The organism is Thalassospira sp. MCCC 1A03138 (genome assembly GCF_002115785.1).
In the GTDB taxonomy this organism is placed as follows: Bacteria; Pseudomonadota; Alphaproteobacteria; order Rhodospirillales; family Thalassospiraceae; genus Thalassospira.
On the sequence record NZ_JFJY01000007.1, the window covers coordinates 1 to 25,545 of the forward strand.

27 protein-coding genes are annotated in these 25,545 nt (G+C 54.5%); 8 read left to right on the plus strand and 19 right to left on the minus strand.

Annotated elements, in window-relative coordinates; translation table 11 throughout:
• Positions 1 to 143: 143 nt before the first annotated feature.
• The 3 genes from TH468_RS14690 to TH468_RS14700 all read right to left on the minus strand — a co-directional run bounded on the left by TH468_RS14690 (position 144) and on the right by TH468_RS14700 (position 2,612).
• Positions 144 to 668 (minus strand): acyloxyacyl hydrolase, encoded by a 525-nt coding sequence (locus TH468_RS14690; RefSeq protein ID WP_085645356.1) that lies wholly within the window; start codon positions 666 to 668, stop codon positions 144 to 146.
• An 83-nt stretch (positions 669 to 751) separates the two neighbouring features.
• Positions 752 to 1,714, minus strand: a complete 963-nt coding sequence (gene pip, locus TH468_RS14695; RefSeq protein WP_085645358.1) for a prolyl aminopeptidase — start codon at positions 1,712 to 1,714, stop codon at positions 752 to 754.
• A gap of 73 nt (positions 1,715 to 1,787) precedes the next feature.
• The gene (locus TH468_RS14700) at positions 1,788 to 2,612 is read right to left on the minus strand and encodes a hypothetical protein (protein ID WP_085645360.1); all 825 of its coding nucleotides are present in this window, start codon (positions 2,610 to 2,612) and stop codon (positions 1,788 to 1,790) included.
• A gap of 155 nt (positions 2,613 to 2,767) precedes the next feature.
• Here TH468_RS14700 and TH468_RS14705 point away from each other — a divergent pair, with 155 nt between their 5' ends.
• Entirely contained in the window at positions 2,768 to 4,249 is a 1,482-nt protein-coding gene (locus TH468_RS14705; RefSeq protein WP_085645362.1) for a M48 family metalloprotease, read from the plus strand.
• A gap of 78 nt (positions 4,250 to 4,327) precedes the next feature.
• Here the strand turns inward: TH468_RS14705 and TH468_RS14710 are convergent, their stop codons facing one another.
• From TH468_RS14710 to fdxA, 3 genes are all read right to left on the minus strand, one after another.
• On the minus strand, positions 4,328 to 5,134 hold the full coding sequence (locus TH468_RS14710) for a hypothetical protein (protein ID WP_007090189.1): 807 nt from the start codon (positions 5,132 to 5,134) through the stop codon (positions 4,328 to 4,330).
• A gap of 92 nt (positions 5,135 to 5,226) precedes the next feature.
• Positions 5,227 to 5,727, minus strand: coding sequence for a CarD family transcriptional regulator (locus TH468_RS14715; protein ID WP_007090190.1), 501 nt, complete (start codon positions 5,725 to 5,727; stop codon positions 5,227 to 5,229).
• A 297-nt stretch (positions 5,728 to 6,024) separates the two neighbouring features.
• A complete protein-coding gene (gene fdxA, locus TH468_RS14720; RefSeq protein WP_007090191.1) occupies positions 6,025 to 6,360 on the minus strand; it encodes a ferredoxin FdxA in 336 nt (111 codons plus the stop codon).
• Between the two features lie 373 nt (positions 6,361 to 6,733).
• On the opposite strand from fdxA, the gene TH468_RS14725 reads away from it, so the two are divergent.
• The 5 genes from TH468_RS14725 to TH468_RS14745 all read left to right on the plus strand — a co-directional run bounded on the left by TH468_RS14725 (position 6,734) and on the right by TH468_RS14745 (position 12,258).
• On the plus strand, positions 6,734 to 9,163 hold the full coding sequence (locus tag TH468_RS14725; protein WP_085645364.1) for a bifunctional diguanylate cyclase/phosphodiesterase: 2,430 nt from the start codon (positions 6,734 to 6,736) through the stop codon (positions 9,161 to 9,163).
• Positions 9,164 to 9,226: 63 nt separating this feature from the next.
• Complete coding sequence (locus tag TH468_RS14730) at positions 9,227 to 9,601, plus strand: response regulator transcription factor (protein WP_085645588.1); 375 nt, start codon at positions 9,227 to 9,229, stop codon at positions 9,599 to 9,601.
• Positions 9,598 to 10,224, plus strand: a complete 627-nt coding sequence (locus tag TH468_RS14735; protein ID WP_085645366.1) for a chemotaxis protein CheC — start codon at positions 9,598 to 9,600, stop codon at positions 10,222 to 10,224. The genes TH468_RS14730 and TH468_RS14735 overlap by 4 nt, the downstream gene beginning before the upstream one ends.
• Positions 10,225 to 10,238: 14 nt before the next feature.
• Entirely contained in the window at positions 10,239 to 11,840 is a 1,602-nt protein-coding gene (locus tag TH468_RS14740; protein ID WP_085645368.1) for an ATP-binding protein, read from the plus strand.
• A 37-nt stretch (positions 11,841 to 11,877) separates the two neighbouring features.
• A complete protein-coding gene (locus TH468_RS14745; protein WP_085645370.1) occupies positions 11,878 to 12,258 on the plus strand; it encodes a MerR family DNA-binding transcriptional regulator in 381 nt (126 codons plus the stop codon).
• Positions 12,259 to 12,285: 27 nt separating this feature from the next.
• On the opposite strand, the gene TH468_RS14750 is transcribed toward TH468_RS14745, so the two are convergent.
• Positions 12,286 to 12,696: a YbaN family protein gene (locus TH468_RS14750; protein ID WP_085645372.1), complete on the minus strand. Its 411-nt coding sequence runs from the start codon at positions 12,694 to 12,696 to the stop codon at positions 12,286 to 12,288.
• A gap of 164 nt (positions 12,697 to 12,860) precedes the next feature.
• Here TH468_RS14750 and arfB point away from each other — a divergent pair, with 164 nt between their 5' ends.
• Complete coding sequence (arfB, locus tag TH468_RS14755) at positions 12,861 to 13,277, plus strand: alternative ribosome rescue aminoacyl-tRNA hydrolase ArfB (protein ID WP_007090198.1); 417 nt, start codon at positions 12,861 to 12,863, stop codon at positions 13,275 to 13,277.
• A gap of 14 nt (positions 13,278 to 13,291) precedes the next feature.
• On the opposite strand, the gene TH468_RS14760 is transcribed toward arfB, so the two are convergent.
• Positions 13,292 to 13,885 (minus strand): TetR/AcrR family transcriptional regulator, encoded by a 594-nt coding sequence (locus tag TH468_RS14760; RefSeq protein WP_085645374.1) that lies wholly within the window; start codon positions 13,883 to 13,885, stop codon positions 13,292 to 13,294.
• Between the two features lie 283 nt (positions 13,886 to 14,168).
• Between TH468_RS14760 and TH468_RS14765 the strand changes: the two genes are divergently transcribed.
• On the plus strand, positions 14,169 to 14,951 hold the full coding sequence (locus TH468_RS14765; protein ID WP_085645376.1) for an acyl-[acyl-carrier-protein] thioesterase: 783 nt from the start codon (positions 14,169 to 14,171) through the stop codon (positions 14,949 to 14,951).
• 2 nt (positions 14,952 to 14,953) lie between these two features.
• Here TH468_RS14765 and TH468_RS14770 read toward each other — a convergent pair whose 3' ends face one another.
• From TH468_RS14770 to TH468_RS14820, 11 genes are all read right to left on the minus strand, one after another.
• Positions 14,954 to 15,568, minus strand: a complete 615-nt coding sequence (locus TH468_RS14770) for a ribonuclease HII (RefSeq protein WP_062948244.1) — start codon at positions 15,566 to 15,568, stop codon at positions 14,954 to 14,956.
• Between the two features lie 57 nt (positions 15,569 to 15,625).
• Positions 15,626 to 16,141, minus strand: a complete 516-nt coding sequence (locus tag TH468_RS14775) for a GNAT family N-acetyltransferase (RefSeq protein ID WP_085645378.1) — start codon at positions 16,139 to 16,141, stop codon at positions 15,626 to 15,628.
• A 72-nt stretch (positions 16,142 to 16,213) separates the two neighbouring features.
• On the minus strand, positions 16,214 to 16,618 hold the full coding sequence (locus TH468_RS14780) for a Na+/H+ antiporter subunit G (RefSeq protein ID WP_062961220.1): 405 nt from the start codon (positions 16,616 to 16,618) through the stop codon (positions 16,214 to 16,216).
• Between the two features lie 11 nt (positions 16,619 to 16,629).
• A complete protein-coding gene (locus TH468_RS14785) occupies positions 16,630 to 16,899 on the minus strand; it encodes a K+/H+ antiporter subunit F (RefSeq protein ID WP_062948248.1) in 270 nt (89 codons plus the stop codon).
• Positions 16,896 to 17,390 (minus strand): Na+/H+ antiporter subunit E, encoded by a 495-nt coding sequence (locus TH468_RS14790; RefSeq protein ID WP_231887046.1) that lies wholly within the window; start codon positions 17,388 to 17,390, stop codon positions 16,896 to 16,898. The genes TH468_RS14785 and TH468_RS14790 overlap by 4 nt, the downstream gene beginning before the upstream one ends.
• A 20-nt stretch (positions 17,391 to 17,410) precedes the next feature.
• The gene (locus TH468_RS14795; RefSeq protein ID WP_085645380.1) at positions 17,411 to 18,946 is read right to left on the minus strand and encodes a monovalent cation/H+ antiporter subunit D; all 1,536 of its coding nucleotides are present in this window, start codon (positions 18,944 to 18,946) and stop codon (positions 17,411 to 17,413) included.
• Positions 18,946 to 19,302, minus strand: a complete 357-nt coding sequence (locus tag TH468_RS14800; RefSeq protein WP_062948254.1) for a Na+/H+ antiporter subunit C — start codon at positions 19,300 to 19,302, stop codon at positions 18,946 to 18,948. The genes TH468_RS14795 and TH468_RS14800 overlap by 1 nt, the downstream gene beginning before the upstream one ends.
• Positions 19,303 to 19,306: 4 nt before the next feature.
• Positions 19,307 to 22,177: a monovalent cation/H+ antiporter subunit A gene (locus TH468_RS14805; protein WP_085645382.1), complete on the minus strand. Its 2,871-nt coding sequence runs from the start codon at positions 22,175 to 22,177 to the stop codon at positions 19,307 to 19,309.
• 181 nt (positions 22,178 to 22,358) lie between these two features.
• On the minus strand, positions 22,359 to 23,567 hold the full coding sequence (locus TH468_RS14810) for an MFS transporter (protein ID WP_085645384.1): 1,209 nt from the start codon (positions 23,565 to 23,567) through the stop codon (positions 22,359 to 22,361).
• A gap of 68 nt (positions 23,568 to 23,635) precedes the next feature.
• On the minus strand, positions 23,636 to 24,382 hold the full coding sequence (locus tag TH468_RS14815; RefSeq protein ID WP_085645386.1) for a DUF4435 domain-containing protein: 747 nt from the start codon (positions 24,380 to 24,382) through the stop codon (positions 23,636 to 23,638).
• Between the two features lie 2 nt (positions 24,383 to 24,384).
• Positions 24,385 to 25,491, minus strand: coding sequence for an AAA family ATPase (locus tag TH468_RS14820; protein ID WP_085645388.1), 1,107 nt, complete (start codon positions 25,489 to 25,491; stop codon positions 24,385 to 24,387).
• Positions 25,492 to 25,545 lie beyond the last annotated feature (54 nt).

A 25,545-nucleotide genomic window follows, 5' to 3' on the forward strand; every position in this document is an offset into this window, starting at 1 on the left:
GCACTTTATCGGCAAGAGGCATTCAATTAGCAGCTTCGATAGCCGTGATCAATCCGCCAGCGCCGCAAATATGACGCGCCAAGGCCAGAAAAGCAAAAAGCCCCGCTATTTGCAGGGCTTGAAGCAGTATTGCGGCGGTTTGATCAATCGAAGATCGCGTCGATCGGAATGGCATAGGTCAGAGACAGGATTTCCGTGCCCGGGTTTTCGTCGCCGATGCTGGCGTTCGAAATATGGGAGATACCAAGGCTCAGACGTTCGCGGCTGTCAAAGCGGAAGCCAAGTTCGAGACCGGAACGGAATTCGATCCAGTGGCCAAGGTCTTCGCCGTCACCCTGATGGTAGGCACCGACCGAGGTATAGATGCTGGAAACGAAGTGATCGCCCCACAGCACATCCATCGCCAGACCGCCATAACCGTGTGCCGCCTTGTCGCTGGTGACCATGACACCAGTGATCGGACGCAGAACGCCAAACATCGCGTGCTGGAAACGGTAATCAAGACGGAATTCAGCCGCCTCCTCATCCTGCGTGATATCGACCATACCGGTCGAGAATTCCAGCAGACCGCTGTCATTGTTATTGCCAAGAAACTGCTGCGCGTTTGCAGCACCTGCAAATCCTGCGACCAAAAGCAGGGCCAGGATTTTCCCCAAAACCAACCGCATTAACCTAAGTCCCCTCTAGGATAAATTTGGGCATATACTACCCAACCGTATGATATAAACAACAAAACAATGACACGACTGTTTTAATTTTTATCAAAGCCGATGCCATTAAAGGAATTCGTGGCACGCACAAGTTCGCGCACGATCCCCGGTTCACTTGCCGCGTGGCCGGCATCCTCAACGATATTCATTTCAGCACCCGGCCATGCCGTGTGCAGCTCAAACGCGGAAACCGGCGGACAGACAACATCATAGCGACCCTGAACAATGCGGGCCGGAAGATGAAGGATTCGATCCATATTCCGAAGAAGCTGGTCAGGGGCAAAGAACCCTTTATTCACAAAATAATGATGTTCAAGCCGCGCCAGCGCCAATGCGATCCCGTCACCTTCGAAATCCGCGACCAAGCCATCATCGGGAAGCAGCGTGCAGCAGGTCGCCTCGAACCCGGACCATGCACGCGCCGCTGCAATCGCGGCAGCTTCGCCGTCCCTGCCAGCAAAGACATCGCCATAGCGATCCAGCAAGGCAGCACTTCCGGGGTTGCGATCGAACCCGACAGCGGCGAGGAATTTTTTCTCGGCCTCCGCAAAGAACTTGCCCATGCCATCCATGAACCAGTCGATTTCCTGATCCCGGCACAGGAATATTCCGCGCAGAACAAAACCAAGCACCTGTTTCGGGTGGGCCTGCCCATAGGCAAGTGCCAGCGTTGAGCCCCACGAACCGCCAAACACCAGCCATTTATCAATGCCGCGATCCTGACGGAGCGCTTCGATATCGCCAATCAGATGGTCGGTGGTATTGTTTTCAAGGCTGCCGAACGGGCGGGATTTACCGGCACCGCGCTGGTCATGCAGGATCACCCGGTATTTTTCGGGATCAAAGAAGCGGCGCGAATTGGGCGATATCCCCGCCCCGGGCCCGCCATGCAGGAAAATCACCGGAATGCCGTCGGGATTGCCGACTTCCTCCCAATAGATCGCATGCCCATCGGGCCGTTCCAGCCAGCCGGAATAAGCAGGTTCGATCTCGGGATAAAGCATTGGCGAGCCTCTTGGAATCTAGCGTTTCATTCTTCTACACGTCCAGAGTGTAATTGGACAAGTCCAAAGCCGTTTACGGTTGACCGACAGACTGTTCCACACATAGGGACGCCGGATTGGTCAGTTCCAGGTACGGTCCGCCACGATCTTCGATCATGCCGCGCACACGGACTTTATGGCCAATCCAGTCTTCCATATGCTGTCCGGCCGTTTTGATCGCATCGCGCAGATCGCGATCGACCATCACGGTGAAATCGTTGCGCCAGTCGGAACCAAAATTAAGGTAGCTGCGCCATTCCCGGTCTTCAATGCGTTGAAGGATGCCATCAATTACGGCAAATCTTCCAACGGCGCGCGCTGCATCGGGAAGATCACCATCAATTTCCGAGGACCCGGCATAATGATAAGCCGGGCTCTGGCCCGGTGCCCAAAGCCCGATTTGCTGCGACATGGCCGATTGCTCAGCCGCAAACAAAGCATCAATCGGGCGGCCTGTTTCGGGCAAAAGCATCACAAGCCCTGCTTCAAGCAGCTTTTCCTGCCAAAGCTGACCGGCCCCATCCTGCATATCGGCCAGATGCCGTCCGGCAAAATCGGGTGTTTGATCATAGGCGAGAAGGTCGGTGATGGCAGAAGCCCCGTTTTGCATGGCATTTAAAGCAGCATCCTCGAATTCCGGAACAAAGGCGATGTCGGCCAGCCGCCAAAGGATATCTGGCCGGGAGGTCGCAATCAGCGCATCGACAGCCTCGGGATGTACCAGTTCGACCGGCAGAGCCGTTATACTTTCCCCGCGTGGAGTGGTGGGACCAAAGGACGGCCCACACAGCCATTGATCCGCCTTTGCCGGGATGCCAAAGGCCAGAATTCCGGCAATCAGACACAAAAACAGCGACATATGGCAGATCGCCGCAAAATTTCCCGATTTTTGCGAATAGGTTTGATTGTTGCGAGATATTGATTGGCAAGCCAACACGCGCTACCACATCGTAAGGGATAAAATTGCGGTTCCGGCAAAGGATACGCATCGCGGGCACAAGAGGAAAGACTTCAATGAGCTGGCTTTTTCATCGCAAGACAAGACGATTGGCAACCGCCCTTGGCGCGCTGGGTCTGGTGGCAACCCTTGCGGGCTGTTCGACCAACCGCGCTACCGGCGAGGACAGCTTTACCGCCTTTATGTCCCCGGATCAGGAAAAACAGGTCGGCGCGGAAGAACATCCGAAAATCGTGCGCGAATTTGGCGGCGATTATGACGAGAAGAATATAGAGGCCTATGTGACCGAAATCGGCAACAAGCTGGTGGCGGTTTCCGAAGCCCCCGACGAGAAGTTTACCTTCACCGTCCTTGATTCACCCGTGATCAATGCCTTTGCCTTACCCGGCGGCTATGTTTACATCACGCGCGGACTGGCTTCCCTTGCCTCGAACGAGGCGGAGCTTGCCGGGGTTCTCGCCCATGAAATCGGCCATGTCGTTGCACGCCATTCCGCCCAGCGTTACAGCCGTAGTGTCCTGACCCAGATTCTTGCCGGTGGCCTTTCGGCGGCCCTTGGCAATGGGGCCGGCGATATCGTCGGTGTCGGCGCAAACGCCTATCTGAAGTCGTTTTCGCGTGAACATGAATTCGAAGCCGATATGCTGGGCGTGCGTTACATCACGCGCGCCGGATACGACCCCGAAGGCATGGCGTCATTCCTGAAAAAACTGCGCGCCCATTCGCGCCTTCAGGCAAAACTGGCAGGCCGGTCGCCCGATGAAATCGATCAGTTTGATTTCATGGCCACCCACCCGCGCACCGTTGACCGCATCGAACAGGCCCACAAGGCCGCCAATGTTACACCGGTCGCAAATCCCGAAGTCGGCAGTGTCCGCTATATGCGCGCCATTGACGGGATTATTTACGGTGACGGCCCTGATAACGGTTATGTCCGTGGAACGTCATTTATCCATGTGCCGCTTGATTTCCGGTTCGAAGTCCCCGACGGATTTTCGATGATAAACCAGCCCGATGCGGTGATTGCACAGGATGACGGCGGCGCACAGATCGTGTTTGAAGGCGCACCGAAGGCCAAGGGTGTCGCGCTTGATCAATATCTGGCGCGCGGTTTTTCCAGCAAGATCGCTATCACTAATATCGAAAAGATCGATATCAACGGTCAGGAAGCCGCCACCGGATATGCCGATGTCAACCTGAATTCCGGTGGCAAGGCGCGCCTTCGGGTGGTTGTCATCCGGCACGGCGATAACGCCTATCAGTTCCTGTTCATCATGCCGCTTGATCAGGTTGATGCCTATAACGTTGCACTTCGCCGGACGACATACAGCTTCCGCCCACTGACCCGCGAAGAGCAGCAGAAATACCATCCGCTGCGCATCAAGGTGCGCGCCGTGAACCCGGAATATGATCTTTCGACCTTTGTCGGCCAGATGGCGGTATCACGTGAACCGGCCGAAACCTTTGCCGTACTGAACGGGCTTGAACCCGGGCAGCCACCGGCAACCAATTCGATGGTCAAGGTTGTCATCGACTAACCAGAACAAAGGGGCAGAAAATCCGGTTTGCTGCCCCTTTTGGTATCTAAAGCGTTTTGTGTTTAATGCCCTGAAAAATCAGCTTTCGATGTGATCGACAATCCTGCCGTCGCGCCCGATGGCAACCGCGATCAATGGGCCACCGCGCCCTGCCCCGCCGTCAATCGACAGGGTAAATTCGCGTTCCTGAAGACCAAGATTGGCCAAGGCAGATCCGCGCACGATCCGGCGGCAATCGTAATAACGATCCGTGATGCTTTCAAACATCGACCCACCCCACCAGAAGGTATCGGTCTGTCCGGTCAGCGGACGCGAGGCATCAAGCCCGGCATGCACAAAGATCAACGAACCATCCGTGGCATAGGCCGCGTGCTTCAGGTCCGACAAAAGCGAACTGTGACCAGGCCTGCGACGAAATGCTTCGCCGAACTGGCCGGTCCATTGCGAAATCGCGTGCGCCCCCTGCCGCATCAGCGATTGGGTATGCGACGGATCAAAGCCATAGGCGCGCAGCGTCCCGGCAATACCGCGCGACAGCATCCAGTCGAATACCTCGCCCGGGTTCGGGGCAAAGTGAATCTGTTGCAGTTTGCTCAGCATTTCTTCGGTGGAACCGCGTAAAAAGGCGATATCGGCAATATCAACGCCTTCTTTCGCCAGGAAGTAACGCCGGAACAGCAGTAATTCATTGATAGCGCCCGATACGGCCTCGGCCGTGCCATCGCCCCAGTAATTGCCAAGATAGATCAGGCGATCACCCGCTGTGATTTTGCCCCGAAGCTTGCCATGAACGGCTTGCAGCGCGGCAAGATCGCCATTGATCGCCCCGACGGTCCATATTTTGTCCGCTGGTTTTATCGGTGCCAGAACTGCGCTCATCGCCATAACGTGCCCAAAATAAACAAAACCGGCCCAAGATTACCTTGTAGGCCGGTTTTTAAAAAGAGGTCTCTGTATAACAAAGCTGTACAGGCGTATCAGGCAGCTTTCTGCAACAGTTTTTCAAGCTTGCCCGAAGCCTTGTCCTTGTCGATCTTTTCGATCGCGGCCAGTTCATCCACGAGGCGTTCAAACGCTGCTTCGTAAATCTGGCGTTCGGAGAACGACTGTTCAGGCTGGGTGGCGGTGCGGTGCAGGTCACGGACCACTTCGGCGATCGAAACCGGATCACCGGAATTGATCTTTGCCTCATATTCCTGCGCACGGCGCGACCACATGGTGCGTTTGACGCGGGCACGGCCTTTAAGGGTGATAAGCGCCGAGTCCATCTGTTTTTTCGAGGACAGCTTGCGCAGTCCGGAGTTACCCACCTTGTTGACCGGCACACGCAAGGTCATGCGGCTCGAATCAAAAGTGATGATGTAAAGGCGTAATTCCTGACCCGCGATTTCCTGGGTCTCCAGGCCATCAACACGGCCAACACCGTGTGCGGGGTAAACAACGTAATCGCCAACAGCAAAGGGCAACTTATCCGACATCAAGCTTCCTTCCGGCCCAAACAGGCCTGGTCATTCAACTGTAACACTATAGACCCAGCGACACGAAGAGCTGCACACGACGATGCTTTTGGCGAAGTCGCGGTTTTTGACAGGATATAATAGCGGAGATCCGACTGCGCGGAGCGAGCCTGCCGAGCCCTTGAACGCGAGTTGCCCACAATAACACAAAGAGCCGGCCTATCACAGATTTTTTCCGTGCGACCGGCTCAATGCAGCCATGCGCCAATAAAATCTGGGCGCAAAAACAGTTATTTTACAGGCGCTTAACGCGTTTTATCAATCGCCGGTTCCCGGTGCTTCGCTGAGCAATTCAGTCTTGCCCGACTTGCCATTCCATTCGTCGGCATCGGCCGGTGCATCACCCTTGCGCGTAATATTCGGCCAGACTTCCGCGAATTTGCGGTTGATCTCAAGCCAGTTATCCAGATTCGGTTCCGTATCGGGAATAATGGCCTCGGCCGGACATTCAGGTTCGCAGACACCGCAATCAATGCATTCGTCCGGGTGAATAACCAGGAAGTTTTCACCTTCATAGAAGCAATCGACGGGGCAAACCTCGACGCAGTCCTGATACTTACACTTGATGCAGTTTTCTGTCACCACATAGGTCATGGTGTAACTCCGTTCAGGTTGCGAGGCCGTGATGCGGCTGCGCCCGCGCTCGGCCTTGTTCTCTCTCGGGGCATTGGGTTATCACGCAGTGCGGTTGTGTGCAACTCCAATAAAATCCCATTTTTTTTAGTAGTATTGCCGTTTCTGTGCATTGCGATATCGCAGTTAAACAGACCGCATCGGACGTTCAAACCGGCTTTGGCCGGAAAATACATAAATCCCCGTAATTTTCCAGTATTAGAACCCGCGCAACAATTGCTTTTGCCGCGTTAAGCACATAGTCTTGACTGTGAAACATGGTCATAGAGCCATGCAGGGGTGTGGATTGGCGGAGGGTAGCCTGAAAACACAACGGCTCAGATGGCGTGATCGCTTGTCTGTCAAACAGGCACGTGCCGCTGTCGTTATCACCCTTCTGATTGGCCTGTTTTTCAGTGTCGTACAGATTGTCTGGGATCTTTATGAAGAACGCAGCCTGATCGACCGAACCGTTAATCAGGTTTTGTCGACGTTGCGCGAATCCGCGACACAGGCGGCCTATGGCCTTGACGAAACGCTTGCGGCACGCGTGGTGTCGGGCCTGTTTGAATATGAACCGGTTTACAGCGCGACGCTGCGCGACAATTTCGGAAATGTTCTGGCGCAAAAATCGCGCGCCCCGTCGTCATCGGGGCGATCCGCATTTAGCGAAGTGATGTTTGGCAACAACCAGCAATATAACGTGCCGTTGCTGACCGGTGAAAGCCGTGATCTTGTCGGCTATCTTGTCGTTCGGATCGATACCGACCTGATTGCCGATGGTTTCATCAATCGTGCCACCCGCATCCTGACGTCGGGCATCTTGCGCAACTTCCTGCTAGGGCTTGCGCTGGTGGTATTCTTTTACCTGACACTCACCAAACCGCTTTTGCGCATTTCACAGGCCGTCACCGGCATTGATTCAGACAATCCCGATGCAACGGGGTTGACCGTTCCCCGTCATCATCAAGGCGATGAGCTGGGCCTTTTGTCACGGTCCGTCGCCACACTGGTCGAAGGGATTGCATCAACACTTGGCAAGTTGCGCCAGGCCGAACAGCAGATGCGTGATAACGAGTCCCGCCTGCGCGCGATTGTTCAGAACGTGGCCGATGGCATTCTGACCATCACGCCGAACGGCACCATTGTTGAGTTTAACAATGCATCCTACCCCCTGCTGGGCCTGAAAGAAGGTGAAACGCCAAAGGGACGTTCGCTTCTGGAATTTATCGCCCCGCGCGCCATTCCGAATTTCGAGGAAAGCCTTGCCGAGCTCTCGGGTCTGGATCTGCGTCATCATATCGCAGAGCAGCGCCTGACGCTGCCGCTGGTGCGGATGGACAAGACCGAGATCGAAGTAAGCGCCGCATTTCGCCCGATCCCCGATGCGCAAACACCGCTGATTACGGTTGTTCTTCACGATATCACCGCGCGCAAACGCTATGAGGAACAACTGGTCTATATGGCCAATCACGATGCGCTGACCAACCTGCCCAATCGCAGCATGCTGGAATACAGCCTTAAAACAGCGCTTGAAAATCACAAACGTGACGCCGCCAGCCCGCGTGACCGGGCAACCGCGATCCTGTTTATCGATCTGGACCGGTTCAAGCTGATCAATGACAGCCTTGGTCACAATGTCGGCGATTTGCTGCTTAAGGCCGTGGCGGACCGTTTGCGACGGGTGATCAGCCGACAGGAGGTCATCGGGCGACTGGGCGGTGACGAGTTTCTGATTATCATTCCGCGCCTGCGTGAAACCCAGGATGCCGCGATCCTTTCACAGGCGGTGCTGGATGCATTGTCCCCGGCTTTTGATATTCAGGGGCGGCAATTGTTCATCACACCGTCAATCGGCATCGCCCTTTGCCCGGCGGACGGCGATGATTTCCCGACCCTGATGCGCAATGCCGATACGGCGATGTATAGTGCAAAGGCCCGTGGCGGCGGGACCTATCACTTCTTTACCAAGACGATGAATGAAAGTGCGGTTGCACGGCTTGCCATTGAAAATGACCTGCGCGAAGCCCTGAAAGAGGGACAGTTCGAACTTTATTATCAGCCAAAGATCGAACTGCTATCAGGCAAGCTTGCCGGGCTTGAGGCATTGATCCGCTGGAACCAGCCGGGGCGTGGCTTTATATCGCCCATGCAGTTCATCCCGGTGGCTGAGGAAACCGGACTGATTGGCAAGATCGGCGAATGGGTCTTGCGCCGGGTCTGTGATCAGATCCGCGAATGGGATTTGCTGGGACTGCCACCGGTCAGCATTGCGGTCAACCTGTCGCCGCGTCAGTTGATCGAAGGCCGGATCACCGAAACGATTTCGCGCATCCTTGATGAGACGGCCACACCGGCATCGCGCATTGTCCTTGAAATCACTGAAACCGTGATGATGCATGAAATCAAGCGATCGGCATCGATCCTTGATGAATTGCGCAAGCTTGGCCTGCAGATCGCAATTGATGATTTCGGGACGGGTTATTCGTCGCTGGCCTATCTGAAACGATTGCCGATCAACTCGATCAAGATCGACCGGTCATTTGTCCGCGATGTGACAACCGACCCCGACGATGCCGCGATCACCAATACGATTATCATCATGGGGCACAATCTTGGCCTGAAGGTGGTTGCGGAAGGCGTTGAAACACAGGAACAGCTTGAATTCCTTCGCGAACATGGCTGCGACGAAATCCAGGGCTTCCTGATATCCGAACCGCGACCGGCCAATATCATCGCCAGACAGATCGAACAGCTTTCGCGCAAGGTTGCGTCTACTCTATAATCGGCCCTATCCTTGCGGATGATGCTGATACAACAAGAACACAAACCGAAATCAGAGAAGAAAATGTCCCAGAAGCGTTCCGTCCTGCTTGTCGATGACAGCAAATTTGCCCGTCTGCTGGTAAAGGCCTTTATCACCAGCAACTTTGCCGACTGGCGGGTAGACGAGGCCGAAGAAGCCGAAAAAGCACAGGCAATGGCCGCCGAGCACGCCTATGATTACCTTGTGATCGACTTCAACATGCCGGGCATGAACGGACTGGAATTGGGCGAAAAGCTGCGCGCGGCTTATCCCGATGCTGCAATTGCGCTTCTGACGGCCAATATACAGAAGGAAATCCAGAACAAGGCCAACGGGCTTGGCATGGACTTTCTGGCAAAACCGCCAACCGAAGAAAAGATTTGCGATTATCTGAAGGGCAAGGAAGCCGGGCGATGATCGATCTGAGCGAGCTTGAACACGACACAATCAGCGAACTGATCAATATCGGCGTCGGCCGTGCTGCCGCGTCCCTGTCGGAAATGGTTGATCAGCCGGTGGAACTGACGGTTCCGACGATCACCTTTGTCGAACGGTTTTCCGATTCAAACCTGACATCTTCGCCCGAAGAAGTGGTTTCCGCCGTCAGCCAGACTTTCGATGGCCCGTTCAAGGGCGAGGCGATGCTGGTTTTCCCTGAAAAGCGCAGCCTTGAACTGGTGCGGCGGTTGCTTAAAGTCGATGTGCCGCTCGATACCCTGACCGATCTTGAACAGGAAGCCCTGATGGAGGTCGGCAACATCATCCTCAATGCCTGCCTTGGCAGCATTGCCAACGTGCTGGGTGAACCGATCAATTGTTCGATGCCGACATTTCGCAAACGCGAAACCCGTGCATTGTTAAATGAAGACACCGCATTTGATGCCGCGTCTGGCAAGATGCCGGTTCTGATGATCCTGCATGTGCAATTCATGCTGCGCCAGAATGATATTGATGGCTATGTCCTGTTTGTCATGGATCTTGACTCCATCCAGACCCTGAAGGAACTGGTACGACGCTTCCTTGAAAACGCACTTGGTTAACGGGCAGCGCCACGATGACAAACCCTCCCCCCCCGATTGTCGATATCAAGGATGCCGCCGAGGCCGCCGACCTATACAGCAACCTGCTTGATACTGCCGATGTCGGATTGGTGGTGATCGGGTCGGATCATGCCATCTGTCACTGGAACCAGTGGATGCAAAGCCGGTCGGGTATTCCGGCCGATCAGGCCATTGGCAAACGACTGAGTGCGGTTTTCACCGAAACACGTCTTGGGCGGCTCTGCCAAGCAATCAAGGATTGCCTGGAATTCGGCATGCCTGCGGTGATTTCGCCGTCGCTTAATCAAGGTGCGCTGCCGCTTCGCCCATTGCCGCAATTTGCCGCAACATTTGACCGCATGGAACAATCCATTCGCGTTCATCCGATTACGACATCGCGCGGCGAAAAGCTGTGTTCACTGACCGTGCGTGATGTGACCCTTGCCGTGCAGCGTGACCGGCTTTTGCGCCAACAGGCTGCCGAACTGGCCGACCTGGTCACCCAGACCCGACGCAGCGAGGACCGCACGCGCGCGATTTTGCAAAACACCATTGATGCCATTCTGGTCGCATCTGATGACGGCAACATAGAACCGCTGAATGCCCGCGCACAGGAACTTTGCGGCCCGGAAGGCGACCCGGAACTCAGCAACATTATCCGGTTTCTGCTGCCTGATAGCGAACACACTCCACCACAACGCCCGACAGCCGACCGGTTGCTGACCGATCTGGGGACCGGCGTGATCGAGGTTCTGGCATGCACCCCAAATGGCCGCAACGTGCCGCTTGAAGTTGCGATCAGTCATTTTTCGGCAGACGGGCGATATCATTACATCATCACGCTTCGCGATATTTCCCAGCGCAAACGCCATGAAATGGAAATCCAGCGCACCATGGCGGAACTGGAACGTTCCAACAGCGAACTTGAACAATTCGCCTATGCGGCGTCCCACGATTTGCAGGAACCGCTTCGCATGGTGTCAAGCTACACACAGCTGATTGCGCGGCGATACAAGGATCAGCTTGACGAAACCGCAGATGAATTCATCCATTATGCGGTTGATGGCACCCAGCGCATGCAGCGCATGATCGACGACCTTCTGACCCTGTCGCGAGTCGGGCGGCACGGCAAACCGTTCAATGCGGTCCCCCTTGATAGTCTGTTTGATGCGATTGCCGCCAATTTCCGGCGCGCAGGCCTTGGCCCGGCGGGCAATATCGTGCGTGACGGGTTCCTGCCAACCGTAACCGGGGATGCCAGCCAGCTTTTGCTGCTGTTTCAGAATCTTGTTTCGAATGGCCTTAAATACAGCGCCCCTGACAAGGGTGAAGTCCGGATTTATGCCACCGAAACCGATGAAAGCTGGAAGGTTTTTGTTGCCGATAACGGCATCGGGATCGAACCGCAATATCACGCGACAATCTTTGAAATCTTCAAACGCCTGCACGGTTATGGTGAATATGCCGGGACAGGGATCGGTCTTGCGATCTGCAAAAAGATCGTCGACCGGCATGGCGGAACGATTTCGGTAGAAAGTGCACCGGGTAAAGGCAGCACGTTCTGCGTTGAATTGCCGAAAGAATTGCCGATTGTGATCCCGCCAGAAAGCATGTAGCTTTCGTTTACGTAAGCGTAAACCTGAACGGGATGTCATGAGCGACAATTATTCCATCACCGACCTTGCCCGCGAGTTCGACGTCACGACCCGTACCATCCGTTTTTATGAGGATCAGGAACTGATCGCCCCGGCCCGTCAGGGGCAGACCCGCATTTACAGCCATCGCGACCGGGTGCGCCTGCGCCTGATCATGCGGGGCAAGCGGCTTGGCTTTTCGCTTAAGGAAATCCGCGATCTGCTTGATCTTTATGACACCGACCGCAGCGAAATCATGCAGTTGACCATCCTTGTCGACAAGATCAATGAACGCCGCGACACGCTGCGCAAACAGCGTCAGGATATCGATGCGACACTTGATGAGCTCGATAAGCTTGAAGAAACCTGTCAGGAAGAACTGACCCGTAAATCTGGCTAAGCGGCAATACCTCAACACCCGACAGTATCAGACGCCTGTGCCCGGCTCCCGGCCCTGTGCCACCGGGATGGATGCGGGAATGCGCGACGGGCGTGACAGGATGAAACAGCTGACCGGGATCGCGACAAGCAACTGGATCATCACCACCCAGCGGTTTTCGACAAAGATCAGGGATGCGGCAATCACCACGACAAAGGCCGACATCGCCATGATCTTGGCCCGGCGATTGATCACGCCATGTTCGGTCCAGTGACGGATGGACGGACCAAAATGCGGATGATTGTAAATCCACGCATGCAGGCGCGGTGACCCTTTGCTAAACAGCCAGGCGGCCAGCAGCATGAAGGGGGTGGTCGGCAGAATTGGCAGAAATGCGCCAACAATTCCAAGCCCTACCGAAAGCCAGCCCAAGGCCAGATAAAGATACGATACCTGCACGTCTTATTTCCTGTTTACAGCCCTGCCCGCCCCTGACAGGGTAAGTGCCTTCAATGTAGGTGGAATGCCATTGTTTTTCAATCAACAGCACCCACCGGTTTTCGGGCTTCTGCCGTGCGGGTTCGCCGCACAACTTGCCACCCCTATTACTTAGACGATCCGCCATGCTCGAAATCTCAAATGATCTTTATCTTGATGAACGCCATCTGCAATTCCAGTTCGTGCGCGCATCCGGACCGGGCGGCCAGAACGTCAACAAAGTATCGACCGCGGTACAGATGCGCGTGCGTATTGATGACCTGACGGAATTGCCGCAACGCGTACGTGATCGCCTGCGTGAACTGGCGGGCAGCAGGCTGACCAATGACGGGGAAATCATCTTTGACGCGCAGCGTTATCGCACCCAGGAACGTAACAAACAGGATGCCATCGAACGGCTTCTGGCCCTGTTGCGCAAGGCTGCAGAACGCAAGAAATTCCGCGTCAAAACACGCCCGTCTCTATCGGCCAAACGCAAACGGGTCGACACGAAAAAGAAACGCGGCGACGTAAAGAAAATGCGCCAGAGGCCGATGGATTAGGCCGTAGATACCGGTCAGGACAACGGGCATTTATGCAGCCAGTCGTCCATCAAAGCCGCCATTTCCGAATTTTCCACACCCGCCTGTGACAGCGATTGCCAGGTCGAAAATTGCACCGCATGTCGTGCAACCGCTTGGCACATCTTGCCCTTGCGCCGTTCGGCAGGCAGGCTTGCCAGCACATCGGCAGACAACATGTCGAGATAGGCATCAAAGCCCTTCATCTGTTCATGAAGGGCTGCGACATTTTCCCGATCACGATAGCAATGATCCCACATATAAGCCGTTTCACCATAATAGTGATAAAGCATGCTCAGTATCGCGAGGCCCCAGTCACCCTCTGCTACCGACTCGCGCCATGATGCGGGATCGGGCGGCGGGTTAAGGCTCCGCCAATGTGACGAGCACGCATCAAGCAGTTCATTTTCTTCGGGAAAATGCCGATAGACCGTCAGGCGCTGCACCCCGGCGCGCTCTGCAATCGCGCTGATGGTTGTGCGTGCCGGGCCGGCTTCGCCATGCAATTTCATCGCAGATTCGAGAATCTTGAGGCGCGTTTCGTCTTCTTTCTCTGCGCGTAACGTCTTGTTGTATTTTCGTTTTTCCATTTAATAAAACATCACTGTTCTTTTAAATTTAAGCAAAAGGAACTGCGTTCTTCGCTTTAAATGAACACATGTGAACATTCACTTCTTTGGTAGTTCCCCAAAGAGCCACAAAATACACATGATGCAGCCCAACCCTGAATTTAACCATCATCACCAGCTTTGCCGAAATGAGCAAGATGAACCTTCGGGACATCCCGGTTCATATGACAGATTTCCAATCCGGATTTGCACGCAGCCAAGCGGGTTTCTATAACTGTCATGGAATGACACAGGATTGGCCGACATGATCATCGATTGGGACGAAATCGCCAGACCTACCCTGCCCGCCAATTGCGGATGGCGCGGCACCTATCGCCTGCGATATTCGGAAATTGGGGATAACGGCCTTGCGATGCTGCCGGCCCTCGCCGATTACATGCAGGATGCGGCTGGCTGGGGCGCCCGTATCCTGAAACTGGCCTATGACGATACGGTGGATCAGGGCATGGCATGGGTGCTGGCGCGGATGGTCATTCATGTCCGGCGCTATCCCGGCAATGGCGAAGATATCATTGTCGAAACATGGCCATCGGGCGTTGCAAGGCGTGTTGCCACCCGCGATTTTCGTTTGATCGACGGCAAGGGTGATGTGATTGCAGCCGCGCAAAGTTTCTGGGTGATGTTTGACCTGATTGAAAGGCGCGCGGCAAGCTGGCCCGACTGGATCGAGGAAAGGCTGCCAGACCCGCCCGGCCCCAAGCTGATCGCACCGCCGTTTCGACCGCCCTTTACCAGCGACCTGTTACCCGAAATCGACAGCATAAAGGCCCGACCATCCGACCTTGACCTTTATGGGCATGTCAACAATGTCCGCCTGATGCAGTGGGTCCTCGGCGCGACCGGTGCGGATGCAAAACCGGACTTCCATCCCGAAAGCATCGATATCCAGTTCCGCACCGAATGCCGGGTTCAGGAACGGGTCACGGTGCGCCAGAAGGACGGATTTGCCGCGATTACACGTGACGGAGACGGTGTTGATCTGGTGCGTGCGCACGTCGTGCCCAAAAACCGTACCGCATTAGCCTAGGATCAGGACAGAATTCCGAGCAATTCGGCAATCGGCCTGAAACTGCGGCGGTGATGCAGGGTCGGGCCAACAATGCCAAGCCCGTCCATATGCTTTTTCACCCCATAACCGGCATTGCCATCCCAGCCGAAATGCGGATAGCGCACGGCAAGCCGGGTCATGGCGCGGTCGCGCACGACCTTGGCAACGATGGATGCCGCCGCGATGGATAATGATCTGCCATCGCCCTTGATGACCGTTTCGACCGCACAGGGCAACCCCGGGTCACGATTGCCGTCAACCAGCGCCTGATCGGGGCATTGCGGCAGGCGCGCCACCGCACGGCGCATGGCGACATATGTTGCCTGCAGGATATTGATCCGGTCGATCTCGCGGACAGATGCTGCACCGATGCCGACCTCGGCACAGCCCATGATCAGCTCAAACAGAAAGTCGCGTTTCTTGACCGACAGCTTTTTGGAATCGTTAAGTTCCCCCAGAAGGACTTCCGGCAACCGTTCATCGCGCGGCAGGATAACGGCCGCCGCCACCACCGGCCCGGCCAACGGCCCACGACCGACCTCGTCGATCCCGGCGATCCGCCCGCAATACTGATCTTCGATGCTGAAATCCGGCATGTGAAACGCGTTCCTCCTGCCCCTTGTCATAACAAGATCAGGGGCAGATCGGCAATGTCATCTATGAGGACGTTTTGCAAAATCATCCGCCGTGATGGCATATTGCACGATATCGTTGTCGTCCTTGTGAGGACACATGCCGATCTTTCGCGCCACCGCAAGTGACCCGATATTCCGGGCATCAATACAGGCAATGAAACCGGGCAGTTTCATTTTTTCAAACCCATGCGCCAACAGGGCATTGGCGGCCTCGGATGCATATCCCCTGCCCCAGAAAGCCGGTTTCAACCGCCAGCCGATTTCGATTTCGGGCCCAACCGCATCCTCGGGGATCAGCAGTACCCAGCCAATGAAACGATCCGGTTCCGTTTTTAAAAACAGCGACCAGTATCCAAGCCCCGGCCCGTAATCCATGGTGATGCGATCATGGATAAAGGCACGATGTTCGGCTTCGTCGGCCCACGGCCCCTGAACAAAGTCGGTCACACCGGGTTCACGATCCATCGCAAAGCAGTCTTCAAGATCATCCAGTGTTCGCGGACGCAGCCAAAGCCTTTCGGTTTCAAGGATCATGCGGTTTTCCTGTTAACAGCATACCAAAACGGCACCGCATGAACGGTGCCGTTTGCAAATCTCCACCCGTGTTCACTTCTGATCGGGTTTGTATTCCTCGCTGGGGTCATAGCCATCCGGGCCAACCGGATCAAAGGTTGCCCAGCCTTCGTCCTGACCGCTTTTCGGAAGGTCCGCGTGCGGATCGACATGACGCAGCAAATAGGCCTTGGCGATCAGGTTTGCGGTGATCGGTGCCGTCAGGAACAGGAACAGCGTGATCAGCAATTCATGAATGGTGAAATGCCCGCGTTCGATCCAGAAGAACAGCATCGATGCGATCAGGATTCCGCCAACGCCAACCGTGGTTGCCTTGGTCGGCGCATGAAGCCGCGGTAGCAATTCGCGCAGTTTGAGCATCCCGAACGACCCGATCAGCAGGAACAATCCGCCAATCACGATCAGAACGGAAATGACGAGTTCGGCAATAAACGGCATCGTCTCTCTCCCTATTCGATGATGTCGCCGCGCAAGACGAACTTGCAATAGGCAACGGTGGAGACAAAGCCGAACATGGCAAACAGAAGCGCCCCTTCGAAATACATCGAGGTTGCGCGGCTGATCCCGTACAGCACCAGAAGGGCGATGGCGTTGATCGCCATGGTATCGACGGCCAGAACACGGTCCGCGATGGTCGGTCCCTTCGAAAGACGCCAAAGGTTCATTAACAGGGCCACCGCCACACAGATAAAGCCGAAATTCAGCGCATATTCGATCATTCGAAAATCTCCTTCAGACGGCCTTCATAGCGGGTCTTGATATCATCAATCACGCCCTGCGGGTCCGGCGCATGCAGGCAATGCACCAGAAGGCTTTTGGCATCAGCACTCAGATCAATGGTCACGGTGCCCGGCGTCATGGTGATCGTCCCCGCAAGGGTCGTGATCGCCTCGGGCGAGGTCAGATCAAGCGGAACGACAACGCATTTCGTTTCAAGGCTTTCGGCCTTGCGAAACAGGATCAATCCGGCAACGACAACATTCGCCACCAGAATATCCCACAACACGATCAGGCCGTATTCGCAGATTGCATAGGCATTGCCGACCTTTGGCGCGGCCGGCCAGAAACTTGACGTGATCAACGGCACCACAATCGCCAGGATCGCACCAAAGACCACGGCACCGGCCGATATTTCATTGACCAGCAACACCCAGACAACCAGCAGGGCCAGCGACAGAAGCGGGTGGGGAAGACAACGTTTCAACATCATCACTATCCTTTCATCACCGCTTACTGGCCAGACTGTGTGGCGGGTATTTCACCCAGCACAGCCCGGATGTAATCCGTGGTGTCAAACAACTGCGCTGCCGTGCCCTGCAGGTAATCCATGATCGGTGCGGCAAACACCGTCAGGGCAACAAGTGCACACAGCATTCCGCAGGCGGCAACGATCGGAAGAACCGGCCAATTTGCCCCCTCGACCTCGATCACACCTTCGGCCGAGGCACTTTTCCAGAACAGGACACTGCCTGCACGGCCAAAACCGACAATGCACATCAGCGACGTCACAAGAATAACCGACCAGATCCAGACAGACAGGTCGCTGTCACGTGCCGCATCAAGGATCATCAGCTTGCCGATAAAACCGCTAAGCGGCGGCATCCCGGCCATGGCGATGGCCGCAACAAAGAACAGAACCGCCAGGAGCCCCGATTGATGGAAAACCGGTGCCGTTTCAAGTTTGTCGCCATAGATGGCCCCCCGGCGTGACGCCACCAGGTCACCGATCAGGAACAGGGCCGCCCCGGCAAAGGTCGAATGCAGCAGGTAATAAAGACCGGCCGAAATGCTTTCGGGCGTGAACAGCGCGATGGAAATCAAAAGCGTTCCCATCGATCCAATCACGGAAAACGCAATCAGGCCGTTCAGCCGCTTGGCCGCCAGCACCCCGATCATGCCAATCGCCAGTGTGACAATCGCCGCAGGCAGGATATAGGGCTGTGCGAGCCATGCCATATCACCGGCATTTTCACCAAAGCCCAGCGAGTAAACGCGCAGGATCGAATAGGCACCGACCTTGGTCATGATGGCAAACAGGGCTGCCACCGGTGCCGGTGCATTGGCATAAGTCCCGGGCAGCCAGAAATGAACCGGCACCAAAGCCGCCTTCACACAGAACACCAGAAGCAGGATCAGCGCCCCGGCACGCAGCAACGCGGCATCACCGGCGGCCACCTGCGGCACCTGAATGGCAAGATCGGCCATGTTCAGCGTTCCGGTCACGGCATAGATCATGCCGACCCCAACCAGGAACAGGGTCGAACCCGTCAGGTTGATGACGATATACTGCATGCCCGCCTTAAGGCGTTCCGCCCCGGCACCATGCAGCATCAACCCATAGGATGCGATCAGCAGCACTTCGAAGAAAACGAACAGGTTGAACACGTCACCGGTCAGAAACGCACCATTGACCCCCATCAACTGGAACTGGAACAGGGCGTGGAAATGCTGGCCACGCTTGTCCCATTCGCTTGATGCAAACAGGATGACACCAAGACCGAGGATCGAGGTCAGAAAGATCATCATCGCCGACAGGCGATCCAGTACGATCACGATCCCGAACGGTGCGGGCCAGTCGCCGAGTGCGTACATTTCCGGGTTGTTGTTATTGGCAAAAATCACCAGCGACAGAGTGACCGCCACAAGAGCAACGGTCGAGGTGATCGAGAATATGCGCTGCAGAACAATGTCATGCCGAACCGCCAGAACAATCAGGGCGGCCATCACGGCAGGCAGCACAATGGGAACGACAATCCAGTGACCCATCAGTTTTTGTCTCCTGCTTCGGAAGGCTCGCCAACCGGGCGACCGTCAACATGGTCATTACCGATTTCAAGATAGGCGCGGATCGACAGCACAACGATAAGTGCGGTCATCCCGAACGAAATCACGATCGCTGTCAGGACAAGTGCCTGGGGCAGCGGATCGGTGTATTCCGTAACACCATCACGCAGGATTGGCGGCATATCGATGGTCAGGCGCCCCATGGCGAACAGGAAAACGTTCACCGCATAGGACAGAAGTGCCAGACCGATCACCACCGGGAAAGTACGACCACGCAGTAACATATAAGTGCCGCACATGGTCAGAAGCCCGATACTGCTTGCTACAAGAAACTCCATGATATCAGGCCTCTTTCTCAGCTGTCGCGACCTGCTGGGCCGCGGCGGACGGATCATGGTCCATCGGCTCGGGATTGATGTCGACATGCTCGGCCATGCGTTCCACCTGCGACAGTTTGGCAAGGGCGAGGGTAACCGCCCCGACAACCGTCAGGAACACGCCAAGGTCAAAGCCCATGGCAGATGCCAGTTCAAATTCGCCGACAATCGGCAGATGAACATGGACAAAGCCACTGGTCAGGAACGGCAGCCCCGCCACCCAGGCCGAAAGACCTGTAATGGCCGCTGCAATCACACCCAACCCGATCATGCCGTGATAATTGGCTTTCATGCGGTTCTGGGTCCAGCCAAAGCCCGACGCCATATATTGCATGACCAGCGCGACCGAAACGACCAGACCGGCGATAAAGCCACCGCCCGGTTCGTTATGGCCGCGCAGGAAGATGTAAACCCCCACCAGCAGCGCCAGCGGCAACATCACCCGCGTTGCAATGACCATCATCATCGGATGGCGATCAGCCGACCGGCGATTATCGACCACCCAGCTTGCAAGACGTTTCGCCGCCTCACCCTGGGTAACGGTTTCAATCAGGGCAAAGATCGAAAGGGCGGCAATGCCAAGAACGATGATCTCGCCAAAGGTATCAAAGCCACGGAAGTCGACGAGGATCACGTTGACCACGTTGGTCCCCCCGCCTTCGATTTTCGAATTGGCCAGATGATAGGCTGAAATCGAATTAGGCAATTCACGCGTCATGATCGCCCAGACAGCCCCGCCCATGCCAAGACCGGCCGCAATTGCAATTACCCAGTCGCGGAACTTGCGTCCCGGCTGGCTTTCCTTCGGGGTTTCCTTTGGCAGGATGTTCAGCGCCAGCAACATCAGGATGACCGTCACCACCTCGACCGAGATCTGCGTCAGGGCAAGATCAGGTGCCGACAGATAGATAAAGCCAAGCGAGACGATCAAACCGATGACCCCCACCAGAAGCAGGGTCAGAAGCCGGTTGTGATGCATCGCGACCGCCGCGATACAGGTCCCGACCAGAAGCACCCAGCCAATGGCAGCGGGCGGTGAAACGGCCAGAAGTTCACGTGTGCCTGCGGTATGATCCGGTTCGGCATAGAACCCCGAAAGACCGATGGCAATTGCGGCAAAGACCATGACCGCCAGATAGCGTTGCAGCGAACCGTTGTGCAGATTGTCCGATATCACACGGCAAAGCGCGACGACCTTGACGACCAGGCAGTCAAACATGGCCTTGGCATCGGGCCGCGACAGGTTGGCGGTTACCGACATCAAACCGCCATGGCGCAGCAAAAGCAACGCACCGCCGATAAGGGCAATCGTGCTCATGGCAAGTGCCGGGGTCAGACCGTGCCAAAGTGCCAGATAATAGTCCGGAAGATTCCCACCCGTAACCGCATTGGAGGTGGCCGCCACCAGCGGCCCGGCAATTGCCGCCGGGAACAGACCGATCAGAACCACCAGAACCGTCAGGAATGCGGGCGGCCCCCACATGCCAAAGGGCGGGTCATGGGGGTGATGGGGCAGTTCATCACGGGTTTTGCCAAACCAGACATGGAAGATAAAGCGCAGCGAATAGGCGACCGAGAACAGAGCGCCAACAGTCGCCAGCAACGGCACGATCCAGTTCTGATCAAGCCAGACGGTATGCCATGCTTCTTCCAGCATCATTTCCTTGGACAGGAACCCGTTTAACGGAATGATCCCGGCCATCGATGCGGCCGAAATGATTCCGATGGTCCCGGCAATCGGCATCAGGTTCAGCAACCCGCCCAGACGGCGGATATCGCGCGTCCCGGTTTCATGATCGATGATCCCGGCGGTCATGAACAGGGCCGCCTTGAAGGTCGCATGGTTGATGATATGAAACACGCCCGCAACGGCGGCCATCGGCGTTCCAAAACCAAACAGCATGGTCACAAGACCAAGGTGGCTAACCGTGGAATAGGCCAAAAGCCCCTTAAGATCATGTTTGAAGATCGCAATCCATGCGCCTAGCACCATCGTCACAAGACCGGCGGTCGCAACGATATAGAACCATTCCGGCGTTCCCGACAGAACCGGCCACATGCGCGCCATCAAAAAGATGCCCGCCTTGACCATGGTTGCCGAATGCAGATAGGCCGAAACCGGTGTCGGTGCGGCCATGGCATGCGGCAGCCAGAAATGGAACGGGAACTGTGCGGATTTGGTAAAGCAGCCCAAAAGGATCAGAACAAGGGCTGGCACATAAAGCGGTGACGCCTGGATCAGATCGGCATTTTGCAGGATCACCGTCAGGTCATAGGACCCGACGATATTTCCAAGGATCAGCATCCCGGCAATCATCGCAAGCCCGCCTGCCCCGGTGACGGTCAGCGCCATACGCGCGCCCTGTCGACCTTCGGGCAGATGTTTCCAGTAACCGATCAGAAGGAAGGATGACAGCGACGTCAGTTCCCAGAAAATCAGCAGAAGCAGAATGTTGTCCGACAGAACAATGCCGACCATTGCGCCCTGAAACAAAAGCAGGAACACATAGAACCGCCCCATCGGATCGTCTTTCGACAGATAGAAACGGGCATAAATGATGATCAGCAGACCAATCCCGAGGATCAGGGTCGCAAACAGCAATCCCAGACCATCAAGGAAAAAGGTCACGTTCAATCCCAGCTCGGTCAGCCATTCATAGCGGACCTGAAACACTTCGCCGCCAATAACGGCCGGTGCCTTGGCAATAAGCAGGATCAAGGCAAGCAGCGTGACCGAGCCGGTTGCTGTGGCGCACGCATTGCGCCCGGCCCTGATCATGACGGCGGGTAACACCGCCCCAAGGAAGGGAAGCAAAACAATGAGGGTGAGACTCATGAAAGACCCTTATTTTTGGAAAACGCCGCAGCGCCCCCAATTTGCGCAACAGCAAGAAAATTCTGGCAGAAAGTAATATTTGTACTGAAAATGGTCAAGAAAACCCAACCCGCGCAGTTTTTTACCTTCCGGTTGTCAAGTGAAGCGGATCACCGCCCCTTTTCATTGTTTCAGTTCAAAATTACCGCCGCCCCCCTGCCAGACGGATCGCTTCAGGCATGTTGCGCAAGCGGCCCATGGCAATAAAACCCAGTAACGGCCCCACCGCCAGCATGGCAAACGCCCCCCACCAGCCAGACGCGTCGGCAATCACCGGCACCAGATGGATTGATCCCAGTGCAATGATAAAGCCGATGGCATTTTGCAGGGTCAACGCTGTTCCGACCTGATGGGGATCGGCCAGCTCGATCACGCAGGATGAAAATTGCGCAGAATCGGCAATCACCGAAATACCCCAGACGATACAGACAGCAATCAGGATAGGGATCGACGCATCGCCAAGCGCACCGGCAACAAGTGCGCAGATGCCACTGACCGCCATCGCGGCCATGGTCACCGTCGTCCGCCCGATCCGGTCCGCCAGCAAACCGCCCGCAAGGCTTCCGAACGCGCCGATACCGACAATCGCAAATGTCAGAAGGGCCGCCCAGATACCGGGATTATCAAATTCCCGCCCGGAAAGCGCCCCATACAGGAACAACCCGATCCAGCCCCACATGGCATACAGTTCCCACATATGCCCGAAATACCCGTAACAGGCATGGCGCAGGGGTTTGTTCGACCAGATTTGGCCCACCATGCGCGGATCAAATCGCGGGGATTTTCCCGGCGTCCCGCCCAGTTTGACAAACAGGATCGCCACACCGGCGATATAAGCCGAAATACTGGCGATCACGATCACCATCCGCCAGTCAAGCGGCACTGCCACGGCAAACAGATGCGGCAGGGCCGACCCCATGGTCAATGCACCGACCAGCAACCCGACCAGAAATCCCGTATCGCCGCGTGACCAGGTCGCGACCATTTTCATGCCGATGGGATAAATCCCTGCCATGCAGACCCCGGTAATCAGGCGAAGCCCGATCACAACCACCCCGTCGACCGGCACGGTCAGGATCAGAAGATTGGCGGTCGCGGCAATCAATGCGGATGCCGCCCAGAAACGCCTTGGTTCAACCCGGTCGGCCAGACCGAAAAACGCGCTGATCAAAGTACCCAGTACAAACCCCAGCAAGACCGAACTGGTAAACAGGGATGATTGCACCGCCCCCAGATCAAACTCGGCCCGCAATTGCGGCAATACCGCCGTTGCCGAAAACCACAGCGCAAGTGCCATCAACTGGCAAATCGTGATCATGCCAACGGCAAATGGCTTGCCTACCTGCGCCATGCTTTCCCTTTAAAATCTCGTATAAGCAATATTAAATTCTAAAAAATCTCTTAGGATAAACAAAAAAATCACCTCTTCAAAGAATCGGTTAACAGAACACATATTCTTTCAAAATTATCTCCCTTTCTAGAAGCACCAAATGCTATCAACTGCTTAGATCCAAATTTAACCTTTCGTCTCCTAGAAGATAGCTGCCTACAGACTAAAGATAAAAGAGACTTTCCTCTCAGGAAAAAATGATACTCTTCCATAATCTCATTAAATAGATCTTCCGGATAAGTCTCATCTTCTAACAATCTCATTTCTTCATCATAAAAATCATCGTCATCCAAGACCTTTCCAGGATTAGTTCTAAATGCGGACTCCTTCCCTGAAAGACTTCTGGATACCGCCAGCGCATACCATCTAACAAATTTACTTAGTTCTGAATTAAACCTGATCTTCTCATCAGGCTCCATTAGAGCCTCTAAATCCCCATCCGAAAACAAATCGTTTTCAATAGAATAACCATTTGTGGTTATGATTTCATCTGAAACACCCCAGCTATCTCTGGTAGCATGCACCCATAAGTCTTTATCCACCAAAAAGACTATCGGCGCTGAAGTTTGAATTCCAGATAGCTTATCAAAAAGCTTTAAAACTGAGTGCTTATTTCCGGCTGGAAGCATATCTACGTTATAAAATTTAAGCTCATGCTCTACACTTCTATAGAAAATTATATCATCCTTACCCTCAACTAAAACAGTAGGAAGAGATGTTCTTTTTAAAAGTTCAAATAGCTCATCGACGGTTGGCGTAACTTTTCCAGAATTCATATTTATTCACCACGATCCAAACTTACGGAAACTTCTTTATCTGGATACTTCCCGTAAATAAACGGAGAATGCGTTGCGAATACAAACTGGTTGTTTGATTCTTGATCTTCCAATATTTGATATAGCTGTCTCTGCCAATCAACATGAAGACTAAGTTCAGGTTCATCGATAAAAATAACTGAGTCCTTATGAAAAGCATTGTAACATATAAAGCTCAACATTTGCTTTTCACCAGAAGACAACGAGTCACTATTGATTGCATCAGCGGCATCTCCGAAACTTAGCCGTCGGTCAAATGAAATGCCGGAATGCTGAAAGAGCGTCTCAACAAGCTTTCTGACCGCATCTAGAGGGCGCATTGTGTCCCGACGAAAGGTTTCGATTTTCTCAATATCTGACCGCGTCTCTGAAAGAAGAGAATCAGCATCTTGCTTGCTACTTTGCCCCCTTTCATAGTGTTTTATCTTTTCGATGACACCTCTTGAAACCTGTTCTTGGTATGAATTTATCTCCTCCGAGAAGGCTGCATATCTACGAAGAAGAAGACTAACGATATCTTGTGTCGAAATAGCTGAAACAAAAAAATGCCCCGAGTTACTCAACTTCCGAGAGAAACTTGACAAGCTATCATCAAGCTCATTTTCTGAGCGCATACCATTTCGCCCACGCCCTCCCCTTCCAAGATTCATTGAGAATCCACCTTCGATCCTCCTAAAAGTAGGAAAGAATATTGACCCCCCTTGCGCCATCAAAATAGGATTGACCTTATCTTCTGCTGCCTCAAGCCAAGGCTCTTCAGTTGGGTCCCCCTCATCATCTTCATAAACGTACTTTGCACCGTCTATCTCAAGCTCAACCCTACAATGAGCATGCCCTGTTCTTGTAACCGTACACAAGTACTCACTAGTTGAAATAGTACATGATTTAAAATTAACCTCTTTCAAAGCTAAAAGAATATTTCCACTGATTATGAACCACGCCAACTTCATGATCGTAGTTTTTCCCGATCCATTTCTTCCGGTTAGAATATTTAGATCCTTATTTAAATCCAGGTGAATTGAATCAGACTTACCGAAAAGCCCCGAAACATTTATGTAATTCAAATGCATTATTTACATCTCACGATAAAAATCACCGAATAAACCAAGAATACTTATTCTAAC